Source organism: Flagellimonas okinawensis (assembly GCF_029194005.1).
Taxonomy (GTDB): Bacteria; Bacteroidota; Bacteroidia; order Flavobacteriales; family Flavobacteriaceae; genus Flagellimonas; species Flagellimonas okinawensis.
The window spans coordinates 139,509-153,426 of record NZ_JARFVA010000005.1 but is presented as its reverse complement, the minus strand read 5'-3'; the positions used below and the strand labels follow the sequence as shown (position 1 = coordinate 153,426).

At 39.5% G+C, this 13,918-nt stretch carries 15 protein-coding genes; 8 read left to right on the top strand and 7 right to left on the bottom strand.

Features of this window, described 5'->3' with window-relative positions:
• Window positions 1-146: 146 nt before the first annotated feature.
• The 4 genes from PY091_RS14250 to PY091_RS14235 form a co-directional block, all read right to left on the bottom strand.
• Window positions 147-1,862 (bottom strand): sodium:solute symporter family protein, encoded by a 1,716-nt coding sequence (locus tag PY091_RS14250; RefSeq protein WP_275650328.1) that lies wholly within the window; start codon window positions 1,860-1,862, stop codon window positions 147-149.
• A gap of 22 nt (window positions 1,863-1,884) precedes the next feature.
• Window positions 1,885-2,148 (bottom strand): DUF4212 domain-containing protein, encoded by a 264-nt coding sequence (locus PY091_RS14245; protein WP_275650327.1) that lies wholly within the window; start codon window positions 2,146-2,148, stop codon window positions 1,885-1,887.
• A 19-nt stretch (window positions 2,149-2,167) separates the two neighbouring features.
• Window positions 2,168-3,394 (bottom strand): hypothetical protein, encoded by a 1,227-nt coding sequence (locus PY091_RS14240; RefSeq protein WP_275650326.1) that lies wholly within the window; start codon window positions 3,392-3,394, stop codon window positions 2,168-2,170.
• A gap of 96 nt (window positions 3,395-3,490) precedes the next feature.
• On the bottom strand, window positions 3,491-3,904 hold the full coding sequence (locus PY091_RS14235) for an IS1/IS1595 family N-terminal zinc-binding domain-containing protein (RefSeq protein WP_275650325.1): 414 nt from the start codon (window positions 3,902-3,904) through the stop codon (window positions 3,491-3,493).
• Between the two features lie 213 nt (window positions 3,905-4,117).
• On the opposite strand from PY091_RS14235, the gene PY091_RS14230 reads away from it, so the two are divergent.
• A complete protein-coding gene (locus tag PY091_RS14230) occupies window positions 4,118-4,519 on the top strand; it encodes a hypothetical protein (RefSeq protein ID WP_275650324.1) in 402 nt (133 codons plus the stop codon).
• 46 nt (window positions 4,520-4,565) lie between these two features.
• Window positions 4,566-5,165, top strand: coding sequence for a sensor histidine kinase (locus PY091_RS14225; protein ID WP_313790391.1), 600 nt, complete (start codon window positions 4,566-4,568; stop codon window positions 5,163-5,165).
• Window positions 5,166-5,168: 3 nt separating this feature from the next.
• Here PY091_RS14225 and PY091_RS14220 read toward each other — a convergent pair whose 3' ends face one another.
• Entirely contained in the window at window positions 5,169-6,116 is a 948-nt protein-coding gene (locus PY091_RS14220; RefSeq protein ID WP_275650323.1) for a phosphoribosylaminoimidazolesuccinocarboxamide synthase, read from the bottom strand.
• A gap of 12 nt (window positions 6,117-6,128) precedes the next feature.
• A complete protein-coding gene (locus PY091_RS14215; protein ID WP_275650322.1) occupies window positions 6,129-7,088 on the bottom strand; it encodes a PhoH family protein in 960 nt (319 codons plus the stop codon).
• 120 nt (window positions 7,089-7,208) lie between these two features.
• Between PY091_RS14215 and PY091_RS14210 the strand changes: the two genes are divergently transcribed.
• From PY091_RS14210 to dnaN, 5 genes are all read left to right on the top strand, one after another.
• On the top strand, window positions 7,209-8,039 hold the full coding sequence (locus PY091_RS14210; RefSeq protein WP_275650321.1) for an SAM hydrolase/SAM-dependent halogenase family protein: 831 nt from the start codon (window positions 7,209-7,211) through the stop codon (window positions 8,037-8,039).
• Complete coding sequence (locus PY091_RS14205; RefSeq protein WP_275650320.1) at window positions 8,040-8,342, top strand: putative quinol monooxygenase; 303 nt, start codon at window positions 8,040-8,042, stop codon at window positions 8,340-8,342.
• Window positions 8,342-9,073 (top strand): gliding motility-associated ABC transporter permease subunit GldF, encoded by a 732-nt coding sequence (gene gldF / locus PY091_RS14200; protein ID WP_275650319.1) that lies wholly within the window; start codon window positions 8,342-8,344, stop codon window positions 9,071-9,073. The genes PY091_RS14205 and gldF overlap by 1 nt, the downstream gene beginning before the upstream one ends.
• Window positions 9,073-10,737 (top strand): gliding motility-associated ABC transporter substrate-binding protein GldG, encoded by a 1,665-nt coding sequence (gldG, locus tag PY091_RS14195; protein ID WP_275650318.1) that lies wholly within the window; start codon window positions 9,073-9,075, stop codon window positions 10,735-10,737. Before gldF ends, gldG begins: the two co-directional genes overlap by 1 nt.
• Window positions 10,738-10,857: 120 nt before the next feature.
• The gene (gene dnaN / locus PY091_RS14190) at window positions 10,858-11,976 is read left to right on the top strand and encodes a DNA polymerase III subunit beta (RefSeq protein WP_275650317.1); all 1,119 of its coding nucleotides are present in this window, start codon (window positions 10,858-10,860) and stop codon (window positions 11,974-11,976) included.
• Window positions 11,977-12,032: 56 nt separating this feature from the next.
• Here the strand turns inward: dnaN and PY091_RS14185 are convergent, their stop codons facing one another.
• A complete protein-coding gene (locus PY091_RS14185) occupies window positions 12,033-12,395 on the bottom strand; it encodes a DUF4870 domain-containing protein (RefSeq protein WP_275650316.1) in 363 nt (120 codons plus the stop codon).
• 85 nt (window positions 12,396-12,480) lie between these two features.
• Here PY091_RS14185 and mnmE point away from each other — a divergent pair, with 85 nt between their 5' ends.
• The gene (mnmE, locus tag PY091_RS14180; protein WP_275650315.1) at window positions 12,481-13,851 is read left to right on the top strand and encodes a tRNA uridine-5-carboxymethylaminomethyl(34) synthesis GTPase MnmE; all 1,371 of its coding nucleotides are present in this window, start codon (window positions 12,481-12,483) and stop codon (window positions 13,849-13,851) included.
• The last annotated feature ends 67 nt before the right edge of the window (window positions 13,852-13,918 follow it).

Here is a 13,918-nt window from a genome sequence, read left to right as displayed (position 1 = left end):
TTCCATAAAAAAAACAGAACTATGGAAATAAGTATCAATTTCTGCTGATGCCTTTTCTTCATTTTTATTTGCACGGTACCCAATTTAAAATTACAAAAAACGGTGCAGTAAAACTATACCACACCGCTTTTTCACAACCAACTAAATTAATGTGATGCTGCTTCTCCCGCACCACTAGGTATTCTTATGTGCTCCACAATTTCTTGCACATGTTCTGGAGGCTCAGGAGTAAATTGGTTTACTACTATGGCCACTATAAAGTTCACGATCATCGCAATGGTTCCAAATCCTTCTGGCGATACGCCAAACCACCAACTTTCTTGAAGACCTGCGACTGCTTCTTTTCCTCCGTCAAATATTCCAAATTTGAATTTTAACATATAGAAAAGCATCAAACATAGACCGACGATCATACCGGAAACGGCCCCTTTGCTGTTCATCTTTTTATAGAAAATTCCTAAGATGATAGCCGGGAAGAACGATGCTGCTGCGAGACCAAAGGCCAAAGCAACTACCGCTGCCACAAATCCAGGCGGATTAATTCCGAAATAACCTGCAATAACTACTGCCACAGCAGCAGAAAGTCTAGCTGCCCAAAGCTCACCTTTTTCAGAAAGGTCTGGCTTAAGAACATTTTTGATCAAGTCATGGGAAACAGAGGAAGAAATCACTAAAAGTAGACCTGCTGCAGTTGACAAAGCTGCTGCTAGACCACCCGCGGCTATTAAACCGATTACCCAAGCAGGAAGATCTGCAATTTCTGGGTTGGCCAATACCATAATATCACGATCTACGGTCAACTCGTTAATTTCAGGAGCCGCTACGTATTGGATGATACCATCGCCGTTTTTATCCTCGTGCCCTATCAAACCTGTTTTTTCCCATCTATTGAACCATTCCGGCATGCTATCGTACTCTTTTCCACTAACTGTTTCGATAAGGTTTGTTCTGGCAAATACAGCAACCGCAGGAGCAGTTGTATAAAGTATTGCGATGAACAATAATGCCAAACCTGCAGATTTTCGAGCATCTCTAACACGCTTTACAGTAAAGAAACGAACGATTACGTGTGGTAACCCTGCAGTACCTACCATTAAGGCTAGCGTAATGGCAAAAACATCTATCATACTTTTAGAGCCATCTGTGTACTCCGCAAACCCTAGTTCTGTAGAAAGACCATCCAGTTTATCCAAAAGATAAGTGCCTGAACCATCGGACAAGGTACTTCCAAAACCAAGTTGTGGAACTGGGTTACCTGTCATTTGTATGGAGATGAAAATCGCGGGTACCATAAAGGCAAAAATCAATACACAATATTGTGCAACCTGGGTATAGGTAATCCCCTTCATTCCACCAAGAACCGCATAGAACAGTACTATTACCATTCCTATAACCACTCCTGTATTAATGTCCACCTCAAGGTATCTGGAGAACACAATCCCCACTCCCCTCATTTGTCCTGCCACGTATGTAAAAGAAACAATAAGGGCACAGATTACAGCAACCACACGCGCCGTTTTGGAATAATAGCGCTCTCCGATAAAATCGGGCACGGTAAACTTTCCGAATTTTCTTAGGTAAGGTGCCAAAAGTAAGGCCAATAGTACATAGCCTCCTGTCCAACCCATTAGGTAAACTGCTCCATCATATCCTGCGAAAGAGATGATACCTGCCATGGAGATAAAAGAAGCTGCCGACATCCAGTCTGCCGCCGTAGCCATTCCATTGGCCAATGGGGAAACCCCTCCACCAGCTACATAAAACTCTTTGGTGGAACCTGCACGCGACCAAATCGCTATTCCGATGTATAGTCCAAATGACAATGCGACCAAGACGTAGGTCCATATTTGTTCATTACTCATAATTGTAAATTTTGTTGGTTAGTTAATCTTCGTTGTATCCGTATTTTTTGTCCAATTTGTTCATTAGGCGTACGTACACAAAAATGAGAATGACAAATACATAAATAGAACCTTGCTGTGCGAACCAAAATCCAAGTTTAAATCCGCCCATTCTAATATTGTTCAAAGCATCTTTGAAGAGAATGCCTGCTCCATAGGAGACCAAGAACCATATAGCCAATAATATGACCAAATATCTCAAGTTCTCTTTCCAGTAGGCCGTGGCCTTTTTCTGTTTTTCTGACATAATTTGTTGGTTTGTTTAGTTATAAGTAAATCTGTGCTTGCAATGTAACAACCCCATTACTGTCACCAGCTCCTACCTTTGAGTTGGCATATTCCAATGTTAATTTGGAATGATGACCAGTCATAAATAGGTTGATTCCTAGTCCCAGCCTATTGGCATTATCATCTATTGCATCTATTGTTCTAGTTTGGTAAGATAAATAAGGTTGTACCCTTGACTTATCTGCAGGACCCGGGATTAAGTAGCCCACATGTCCGTATACCATATTTCCGGTACCATAAGGTCCCAGGTTGAAGTTACGACCATAATCGTTATTTTGAAATACTGCATAAGCTGTTATTGCAGAACCGTCTTCCCCTAGTGGAGCATCGTAAAAGGCATCAACGGCAAGAATATTCACATTCTCCCCCTCAATATTTCCCGCGCCATCCATAACAACAACACCATTACTATGGGTTAAGAAGCCTGCGCCAATATTAAAGACCTTTTTACTGCCTAAATAAGTCCCTACCTTATACGGAAGAAAGTTGGATTCTTCATCCAAAAATTGATAATCGAAATATCCCTGGATTACCTTTCCCGCATCGGCGGAGCCTAACAACTCTCTACCACGATACACCGCTCTACCATTGGGTGTTGGGTCGTTGCTTGAGTCCAAAGTACTTGTAATGGCCTCATTAAAAGAAACTCGATATTGTAATCGGCCTACCCTACCTTTTATGTAAACTCCCAAGTGACGCGCAAATTGATCGCTCAAACCAAGTACCGCCCAAGATTGACGGTTGTTATCCAAGGTCATAAAATTTAAAGTACTGCTATTGTTCAAACGGGAAATACCATTCCAATAATGAAGTCCGGTACCTGCATAAAAATTCTCTGCAACCTTCCATTCGCCCCAAAAAGCGTGATAAAACAACTGGGATGACTCTCCTTTGCCCACTGGACTAAGGTTGCTACCGTTTAAACTGTTCAATCCAAAGTGTGAAAGCAGCAAGAACTTTTTGTTCAACTGGGTAAAGCTCAACAACCTGGCTCGTCTAACACTAAAGTTGGTGGTGCTTACATCTTCTGGAACATTATCATTGTATTGGGCCCAAAATTGACCCCAAGCGATCATACGAAGATACTTAGAGCCATCTTCGTTAAAATTGATTTTGAAACCTCCGGTATATTCGGTGTTTCCCTGTGAAAATGATTTTGGAACGAACAGCAGACAAAACGCCATTCCAATTAGGATTTTTTTCATTTCAGTTTGGATGTTAGATTGTTATGTGCCCTACGAACATCTAAAAAAAAAGGTCTGAAATAAAAAACAGTATATATTTTCGCTAAATAATTATATTTAATCTTTGAAACGGTCCCATTTTATAAGCATAAACTTATCCCCTAACTCTGTTACTAGTTGACCTGCACCTTTCAGGTTTTCAGGGTTTTGGAAATACTTTTGAAGCTCTGTATGGTTTAAAATCTTATAGGTAGGATGGTATTTGGAATTATAGGGCCTCTTAATATTGTATTTCCTTACCCAATTCATTACAGAGACATGTGAAACACCCAAAATACGTTCTATCTCCCTATACGTAAGCCCTTCTAAATACAACTGTAGCGCTTTGTTTACAAAGTAATCATCAATTTGTTTACCTAGTTTGGGAACGGTAAAATAATAACCACAGGATTTACATTTGTAGCGTTGTCTATTCTTAATTATTCCTGCTTTGGTAAACTCTGTAGATGAGCAATTTGGACAGCTCTCCATGCTTTATATATTTAATTAGCATAAATATATCAATTTAGCTTTAAATATTTTATTATTTATCCATCAAAAATACAACGATTTGATAAAATACCTGTATCATTTTTATAAATGACTCAATATCCAAGCGGGTTTCATTGCTGTTATAAGAATGATTTGGTGGCGAAAAGCTTTACTTATGCTGATGGATAATTAATTTGTCTATCTTTAGAAATAATGAAGATTGCCAGAGTCTTACATTTAATTTTACTTGTTTCTTATTTAGGTTTTGCTCAGAATACAGAGGAAAGGGACTATTACGATGTGCCTTTTTTATTGTTCAAGACAGACTTGGATACAGTATCGTACGAACAATTGGATAGCGTCGATTTCAAATCCAAACGTTATTTTACAAAGACCTCCCCTACCGATGTTTATTGGGCCAAGCTGGATTATTCTAAATATAACTCCCTAATTTCCGCAAATAAATGGGCTCTGCAAATAGGGTGTCTCAACAAGGCGGAAATATATTTTCAAGGCCCTAATGGTGTTGACTCCAAAACAATGGGATCATTTGAACTCAATAAAGTTTTTACTGGTGAATTCTATTTTAATAAGGATCAACTGATAGATGGATAGTATCCATTTCTAAAGTTTTCAATACTCGGTAATCGTATAAGCCTAGATTAGAAGGACTTTTATTTTTAATCCCTTGAATTCCATACAATATCCAATCAACTCGAACAATCGGTTATCCGCAATAAAGTATTTAGGGAAATTCATTAAGTTGTCAAGACAGACTTTGGAAAGCTCCTATGAGAATGGTTTTGCACTTTCCGAAGAAATACAGTTCCAGAACACCTATTTGGAACTGGAATCTTTAAGGTTCAATAAATCTTTTGATTATAACATCTCCGTTGACGAAAGCTTGGATACCCAAGACATACAAGTACCACAATTATTGATACAGCCCTTCGTGGAAAATGCAATCATACACGGTTTGTTGAATAAGGATGGTGACAACAAATTAGTACAAATTCACTTTAAGAAAGAGGCTGTATTTTTACCTTGCACCATAGAAGACAATGGTATTGGACGCCAAGCATCACATCAATTTAAAGGAATGGACATCCAAAAGAAATCAAGAGTTATGGAAGTGACCCAAAAGCGTATCAATACCCTCTTTTCTCATGCCGTTCAGCAGCAGCTCTTGGTTATTTTTGACAAAACCGATAAAAATGGTGCTCCCAATGGGACCAAAGTAGTTCTTAAAATACCTTTATAATTTCTATTTGTCCAAATATTGAAGAATCTTTTCCTCTATACGTTTATTGATGTTGGAAATATCACTTTTAACGAATTGTTCACCCGTAATGTTTTCATAAAGCTCAATGTACCTGTTGGAAACAGATTCGATGTATTCATCGGACATTTCCGGAACTGACTGTCCTTCCAACCCTTGGAAACCATTGGAAATTAGCCATTGTCTCACAAATTCCTTTGATAATTGCTTTTGAGCCTCGCCCTTTTCTTGACGCTCTTGGTAGCCATCAGCATAAAAATAGCGAGATGAATCCGGAGTGTGAATTTCATCTATCAACACGATCTCGCCATCTTTGGTCTTACCAAATTCATATTTGGTGTCAACCAAAATAAGGCCTCTTTTGGCAGCAATTTCGGTTCCTCTTTGAAATAGAGCCTTAGTATATTTTTCTAATACTTCGTAATCTTCTTTGGAAACAATACCACGTTTTAAAATATCTTCTTTGGAAATATCCTCGTCATGATCTCCTTTTTCCGCCTTTGTTGCTGGAGTGATGATGGGTTCCGGGAATTTATCGTTCTCCTGCATTCCTTCGGGCATGGGCACCCCACACAGCAATCTTTTGCCAGCTTTGTACTCGCGTGCCGCATGGCCAGACATATAACCCCTGATTACCATTTCCACTTTAAATGGTTCACAGGCCTTACCAACAGCCACGTTTGGGTCCGGGGTAGCCATCAACCAATTGGGAACAATATCCTCGGTGTCCTTCATCATTTTAGTAGCAATCTGGTTTAGGATTTGCCCTTTGTATGGAATCCCCTTGGGCATAACCACATCAAAAGCAGAAAGACGATCTGTGGCCACCATCACCAAAACATCGTTCCCCAAGGTGTAGACCTCTCTTACTTTTCCTTTATAAACAGATTTTTGCCCAGGAAAATTAAAATCCGTGGACATAAGCGTATTCATTCCCATAATTTTCTAGAATTGATTCTGATGCTCTATGTTCTGATAGGCATCAATCACTTTTTTCACCAATTTGTGGCGGATCACATCCTTATCATCCAAATAAATAATGCTGATACCGTCCACATTCTTTAAAATAAGCAAAGCCTCCTTGAGTCCCGAAATTACCCTGCGTGGCAAATCAATCTGGCCAGGGTCGCCCGTCAACAAAAACTTGGCATTCTTACCCATACGGGTCAGAAACATTTTCATTTGGGCATGGGTAGTGTTCTGGGCCTCATCTAAAATTACAAAGGCGTTGTCCAAAGTACGTCCGCGCATAAAAGCCATTGGTGCTATCTGAATGGTCCCATCCTCAATATATTTCTCCAACTTTTCAGAAGGTATCATATCCCGAAGCGCATCGTACAGGGGTTGCATATAGGGATCCAGTTTCTCTTTTAGGTCACCTGGTAAAAAGCCAAGGTTCTCCCCTGCCTCAACAGCAGGACGTGTTAGAATAATTCGTCTTACCTGTTTTTCTTTAAGTGCTTTTACGGCCAATGCAACACCGGTATAGGTTTTACCTGTTCCAGCCGGACCAATAGCAAAGACCATATCGTCCTTTTTACAGGCATCTACCAGACGCCTTTGATTAGCGGTCTGGGCCTTTATAAGTCTGCCACTTACACCGTGCACGAGCACATCTCCACTGCTGGAAGATGAAGTGTAATCCTCTTTGCTTGTACTGGTAAGTACGCGCTCGATCATATTCTCATCCAGCTTATTGTATTTGGCAAATTGGCCTGTAAGTTCATCAAAACGCTTGTCGAACTCTTCCAAAAGCTCTTCGTCACCAAATACCTTTATCTTGTTGCCCCGCGCCACAATTTTTAGTTTTGGGAAATACTTCTTGAGCAACTCAATATTAGAGTTTTGCTGCCCAAAAAATTCCTGGGGACTTATTTCCGTAAGTTCAATTATTAGTTCGTTCAAAAAAAGTGAGGTGTTACAGTTGTTTTAAAAGAATTTTATTCTTTCTTTTTTGACTAATTTTACCAAACAAACTTAACTAAAAATCAATTTGAACGCGGAAAAACATATCAACAGTATTGCATGTCAATCATAACCTTAACTACCGATTTTGGATACAAAGACCACTTTGTTGGTGCTGTAAAAGGGGCAATACTGAGCAACCTTCCCGATATACCGGTTGTTGATATTTCGCATGCCATTAGTCCATTCAACATTCAAGAATGTGCCTATATCCTTAGAAATGCCTATCGTTCGTTCCCAAAGGGAACGGTTCATATTGTAGGTGTGGATTCGGAAATCTCGCCCGAAAACGAACATATTGTTGTGCAGGTAGATGGACACTATTTTGTGAGCGCCAACAACGGGGTGATTTCTTTAATAACTTCTGAGGTACATCCAGAAAAAGTGGTAGAAATTAATCTGCCCAATACAGAAACCACGGCCTTTCCTGTACTCCATATTTTTGTTCAAGTTGCGTGCCATATTGCCCGTGGAGGTAAACTGGAAGTTATAGGCAGACCATTGCAGGGTTTAAAGGAATTACGTGATTTTGAACCAAGGATAACCAACGAGGGTAAAACCATTACGGGCAATGTAATTTACATAGACAATTACGGCAATGTGGTCACCAATATCCAAAAAAGCTTATTCGAAGCCTATCGTAGTGGTCGAGATTTTGAAATCCTTGCGCGGACAACCAAAATAAGACATGTACATCAAAGTTATAATGGCATCATCAATTATAACTTGGAACGGAATCAGCGCAAAGGACCCGGTGACGCCTTGGCCTTGTTCAATTCCGCAGGCTACATAGAACTTGCCATTTTTAAAAGTGACCTGAATTCTGTTGGGGGGGCGTCCTCTCTTCTAGGACTGAATTACAGGGACACGGTAACCATAAATTTCTTGTAAATGTTGATACGCATTGTAAAACTGACTTTTAAACCCGAAAATATTGCTAGTTTTGAGCGAATCTTTGAAGAAAGTAAAAATAGTATTTTGGCTTTTGAAGGCTGTAATATGGTAGAATTGTATCAGGACATCAATAATTCCAACATATTTTTCACCTACAGTTTTTGGGATACGGAATCGCACCTGAACATTTATAGGAATTCCGATTTCTTCAAAGGGGTTTGGGGCAACACCAAAAAATTGTTTGCCGACAAACCAGAGGCTTGGAGTGTTCATAAAATACAATCATCAAACCCATCTTAATGTTCGCAATTTTTAAGAGAGAGGTACGGTCCTTTTTTACATCGCCCATAGGTTACTTGATCGTGGGTTCGTTTTTACTGCTCAACGGGCTATTTCTTTGGGTGTTCAAAGGAGAATACAACATTTTTGATTACGGCTTTGCCGATTTGAGCAACTTCTTTTTATTGGCTCCTTGGATTTTCATCTTTTTGGTACCCGCAATCACAATGAAAAGCTTTTCCGAAGAAAGAAAAATGGGAACGCTCGAATTATTATTGATAAAACCCATCTCCATTTGGAAATTGGTCCTCGGTAAATTTTGGGGCGCATTTCTATTGTGTGTCATTGCCGTGATTCCGACAATTATATATGTATTTGCCATATCTGGATTGGGCATGGTTGAGGGCAATTACGATTTAGGAGTTGTTTTAGGGTCTTATTTTGGACTGCTGTTTTTAATGGCGTGTTACACATCCATCGGAATATTTGCTTCTACCCTTTCGGATAATCAAATCATAGCATTTTTAGTGGGTATTTTGGTCTGTTTTCTGATTTTTAATGGGTTTGATGCCGCTTCTTCGCTGTTTACGAATGGAGAAACACAACAAACCATACAATCGCTCGGAGCAAAAGCACATTTTGACAGCATCGCCAGAGGTGTAATTGATACCCAGGATTTGGTCTACTTTATCTCTTTGACCTTATTATTCCTATACCTCACTTTTCAACGTTTAAAACAATTGCCTAGATAATGGGAAAGTTTTTTGTAACCATATTAAAAGTAATTGTAGCCATAGTGGCCATCAACTTATTGGCCAGTTTTGTATACACCCGTTTTGATCTTACAGAGGATAAACGATATACGCTGTCGGAACCTGCCGTAGCGGTAGTACAAAAATTTGAAACTCCGGTGATTGTTGATGTACTCTTAGATGGCAACATTCCAGCAGAATTCTCTAAATTAAAAACAGAGACAATTCAACTGTTGGAATCATTCGAAGCCAAAAACAGTAACATCAAATATAATTTGGTGGACCCTATGGAGGATAGTGAAAATCCACAAGAAACGGTCGCTCAATTACAAAGCTTAGGGTTACAACCAGCTAATGTCACTGTAGAGGAAAATGGAAAGGTATCCAACGAATTGGTATTTCCTTGGGCCATGGTCAATTACAACGACCAAACGGTGAAAGTGCCTCTACTAAAGAATAAATTAGGCTCCACAGCTGAAGAACGCATCAACAATTCGGTACAGCAATTGGAGTATGCCTTTGCCGATGCTTTTACCAAGTTGAGCATTGAAGAAAAAAAGAGTATCGCCGTTATCAAAGGAAATGGCGAACTAGAGGATATTTTTATTGCCGATTACCTTACCACCATTCGGGATTACTATAACATTGGCGCCATAACCTTGGATTCCGTAGCTTCCAATCCACAAAATGTTTTAGATCAATTAAAGAGCTTTGACCTCGCCCTGATTGCAAAACCAACAGAAGCATTTACCGACCAAGAAAAATATGTAATGGACCAATATATGGTTCAGGGTGGCAAATCCATATGGATGATAGATCAGGTCAACATGGAAATGGACAGTATTTATGCCGGTGGCGGAGAGGCCATCGCCATTCCAAAAGACCTTAATTTGAAAGACTTTTTCTTTAAATATGGGGTGCGAATTAATCCAGTTTTAGTGAACGATCTCTATTTTACCCAAATTGTTTTGGCCACAGGAGAAGGGAATGATTCACAATACAATCCCCTACCTTGGTTTTATTACCCAATGGTGTTTTCACAGAACAATCACCCTATAAACACCAATATTGAAGCTGTCCGATTACAGTTTACCAGTCCAATGGATGTATTGGAAAACGACTATAAAAAGACCATCCTATTGCAGAGTTCCCCGCTTTCCAAAACCGATGGAATACCCAGAGTGGTTAGTTTGGATATGATCAACCAACAGCCGGACAGAGAAACTTACACAAATGGCAATCTTCCTTTAGCTGTAATGATTGAAGGGAATTTTACATCCATGTACAAAAACAGGGTAAAGCCATTGAAGTTGCATAATACTTTGGAGGAGGGTCCCGAAAACAAGATGATCGTTATCTCGGACGGAGATGTTATTAAAAACCAACTGCGCAATGGCAGACCATTGGAATTAGGGTACGACAAATGGACCAATAGCTTTTATGGGAACAAGGAATTCTTGGTCAACAGCACAAATTACCTCTTGGACAATACTGGGCTTATTAACATTAGAAACAAGAAAGTATCCATCCCACTTTTGGATGTTAAAAAAATTACTGAACAAAAAACCAAGTGGCAGCTTGTAAACATTGGATTTCCAGTAGTTTTAACGTTGTTGTTCGGATTGTTCTTCGGCTATTATAGAAAACGAAAATTTACAGCTTAGATGTTGATAAATTTGTTTCTTTGCTAAATCCATTTGGGATATATTTGTTTTTATTGATTTTACAGGTCCTTATACAGGCATAAATTGCTGAAAAGGCAACTATACTAAAGTATTTCGTTGATGAAGTTTATTGTATCCAGTACATATTTATTGAAACAATTGCAGGTTTTGGGAGGAGTTATCAACAACAGTAACACCTTGCCCATCCTCGATAATTTTTTGTTCGATCTTAAAGAAAGTAAGTTAACGGTTTCCGCATCCGATTTGGAAACCACCATGAGTACCGTTTTGGAAGTAGATTCCGATTCTGAAGGAACCATAGCCGTTCCTGCTCGCTTACTTTTGGATACCCTAAAAACTTTCCCTGAACAACCCTTGACCTTTGTTGTTGAGGACAATAACACAGTGGAAATCAGTTCCAACCACGGTAAATATGCCTTGGCCTATGCCGATGGTGCGGAATTTCCAAAAGCAGTGGAAGTATCCAACCCAAGTTCCACTACCCTCTTGGGCGATATTTTGGCAACGGCCATTAACAAAACCATCTTTGCTGCCGGAAATGACGACCTTCGCCCGGTAATGAGCGGTGTATTCTTTCAGTTCTCTCCAGAGAATTTGACCTTTGTGGCAACTGACGCGCACAAATTGGTGAAATATCAACGTCAAGATGTAACAGCTTCCGAAGTAGCGGAGTTCATTATGCCCAAGAAACCATTAACCTTGTTAAAAGGTATTTTGGCTGGCTCCGAATCCGAAGTGACCATCGAGTACAATGATAGCAACGCAAAATTCTATTTTGACAATACCGAATTGGTATGCCGATTGATCGATGGGAAATATCCGAACTACGAAGCGGTAATACCAAAAGAAAACCCTAATAAACTTACCATAGCCAGGAATCAATTCCTAAGTTCCGTGAGAAGGGTTTCCATTTTCTCCAACAAAACAACACACCAAATCCGCCTGAAGATTGCAGGTGCAGAACTTAATATCTCTGCGGAAGATGTGGATTACAGTAACAAAGCAGAGGAAAGATTGTCTTGTGCATACCAAGGAGACGATATGCAAATTGGTTTCAATTCCAGGTTCCTATTGGAAATGTTGAATAATTTGTCTTCCGATGAAGTTTCCTTGGAAATGAGCTTACCGAACAGAGCAGGCATCCTTACCCCAATTGATGGTTTGGATGAAGGCGAACACGTTACCATGTTGGTAATGCCCGTTATGCTTAATAATTAAACTAACTATTTCAACCATAAAGAAAAGCTGGAACACATTGTTCCAGCTTTTTGTTTTTATGATATAAACCTAATCGTCATAAAATAAGAAGGTGATTCTCCGTTCGAGGCCTTTACAGCATTAACTATTGGCATAATAAATCCAAGAATACCGGCTCCTATCAAGCCCAATATCCCCAATCCCAGAAGTAGAATGGCAGGGATACTGATGATTATGTATAGTATCAAACTAATTTGAAAATTTATAATGGCCTTACCATGTTCGTCCATTCCCTCAACTTTATCTTTGGAAGACAACCAAATAATCAAGGGAACTATAAGGCTTCCAAAGCCTATAACATAACCTAAAAGTTGGGTAAGGTGCGTAATGGCCAATAACGTATTGTCCGTTCTAACTGCTTTTTGATTAATGACTTCCATTTTTTTTGATTTTGATGATTCAACTTATTAGTATACAAAACACTAAAAATGTTACAAAAAGCTGCTAATTCGTACTTTTGTGCCCATGTCGTATACAGATAACATTGTGGCCTTGGCAACCCCATCAGGAACTGGGGCGATTGCCGTAATTAGGGTCTCGGGACCAGATGCAATTACTTTGGTGGACAAACTTTTTAAATCGATCAAAGGAAAAAAACTGGAAAAACAGAAAAGCCACACCATTCATTTAGGTAATATTATTGATGGCGATAAAATACTGGATGAGGCCTTAGTTTCCATTTTTAAAGGACCACATTCCTATACAGGTGAGAATGTTGTGGAGATTTCCTGTCACGGTTCTCCTTTCATTCAACAACAGATCATACAACTATTGTTACGAAATGGCTGCCGTTCTGCCTCTGCAGGGGAATTCACTTTGAGGGCTTTCCTTAACGGTAAAATGGATTTGAGCCAAGCGGAAGCTGTGGCCGATCTTATTGCAAGTGATAGTGAAGCGGCCCACGACATCGCAATGCAACAAATGCGTGGAGGATTCAGCAACGAAATTCAGGAACTGCGTCAGGAATTATTGAACTTTGCATCTCTGATAGAACTGGAACTAGATTTTTCCCAAGAAGATGTGGAATTTGCCGATAGAACACAGTTTAACGAGCTCCTTAACCGCATCAGCACGGTACTTAAAAAGTTGATCGACTCCTTTGCTCTCGGGAACGTTATTAAAAACGGGATTCCGGTTGCTATAGTGGGGCAGCCCAATGTTGGTAAATCAACCTTGCTCAATGTTTTGCTCAATGAAGAAAGAGCCATTGTAAGTGAAATCGCTGGAACCACACGAGATACGGTGGAAGACCATATCAGCTTAAAGGGGATAAACTTTAGATTTATTGATACAGCTGGCATTCGGGACACGGAAGATATAGTGGAAAAAATAGGCATTGAACGAACTTTTGATAAAATCGAAAAAGCACGACTTATCATTTATCTTTTCGATGGAATGGATTTCGATAAGTCAGAATTGAAACAAATTCAAAGCCGCTATCCTAATAAGCAGTTACTTCCTATCTGTAACAAAATGGACTTGTTGAATGAGGCTCAAATTGATAAAATAAAAGAAGAGATTCCCAATGTGTTGTTTTTGTCGGCCAAATTCAAAACCGGGATTCCTGAACTGGAAGACGCTCTCCTATCTCTTGTGGATTCTGGAGCATTGAGTGGTGACACTACCATCATCACAAATAGTAGACACTATGATGCATTGTTGAAAGCCCTGGAGGAAATACAAAAGGTTAAAGAAGGTTTGGACATGGAATTGTCCAGCGATCTAATGTCCATAGACATCCGACAAGCCCTTTATCATTTGGGAGAAATTACAGGAAGTGTAACAACAGACGACCTACTTGGCAATATATTCTCCAATTTCTGTATCGGCAAGTAGTCAGTAATTTTATTTAATTCGTTTTGTATTCAAATGGTTGATTATCAATAATTTGTTAATAACTTCA

Bases quoted from the DNA above. Each gene is read 5' to 3' on its own strand.
- PY091_RS14250 (WP_275650328.1), bottom strand. From the start codon at position 1,862: ATGAGTAATGAACAAATATGGACCTACGTCTTGGTCGCATTGTCATTT.
- PY091_RS14245 (WP_275650327.1), bottom strand. From the start codon at position 2,148: ATGTCAGAAAAACAGAAAAAGGCCACGGCCTACTGGAAAGAGAACTTG.
- PY091_RS14240 (WP_275650326.1), bottom strand. From the start codon at position 3,394: ATGAAAAAAATCCTAATTGGAATGGCGTTTTGTCTGCTGTTCGTTCCA.
- PY091_RS14235 (WP_275650325.1), bottom strand. From the start codon at position 3,904: ATGGAGAGCTGTCCAAATTGCTCATCTACAGAGTTTACCAAAGCAGGA.
- PY091_RS14230 (WP_275650324.1), top strand. From the start codon at position 4,118: ATGAAGATTGCCAGAGTCTTACATTTAATTTTACTTGTTTCTTATTTA.
- PY091_RS14220 (WP_275650323.1), bottom strand. From the start codon at position 6,116: ATGAATACGCTTATGTCCACGGATTTTAATTTTCCTGGGCAAAAATCT.
- PY091_RS14210 (WP_275650321.1), top strand. From the start codon at position 7,209: ATGTCAATCATAACCTTAACTACCGATTTTGGATACAAAGACCACTTT.
- PY091_RS14205 (WP_275650320.1), top strand. From the start codon at position 8,040: ATGTTGATACGCATTGTAAAACTGACTTTTAAACCCGAAAATATTGCT.
- gldF (WP_275650319.1), top strand. From the start codon at position 8,342: ATGTTCGCAATTTTTAAGAGAGAGGTACGGTCCTTTTTTACATCGCCC.
- gldG (WP_275650318.1), top strand. From the start codon at position 9,073: ATGGGAAAGTTTTTTGTAACCATATTAAAAGTAATTGTAGCCATAGTG.
- dnaN (WP_275650317.1), top strand. From the start codon at position 10,858: ATGAAGTTTATTGTATCCAGTACATATTTATTGAAACAATTGCAGGTT.
- PY091_RS14185 (WP_275650316.1), bottom strand. From the start codon at position 12,395: ATGGAAGTCATTAATCAAAAAGCAGTTAGAACGGACAATACGTTATTG.
- mnmE (WP_275650315.1), top strand. From the start codon at position 12,481: ATGTCGTATACAGATAACATTGTGGCCTTGGCAACCCCATCAGGAACT.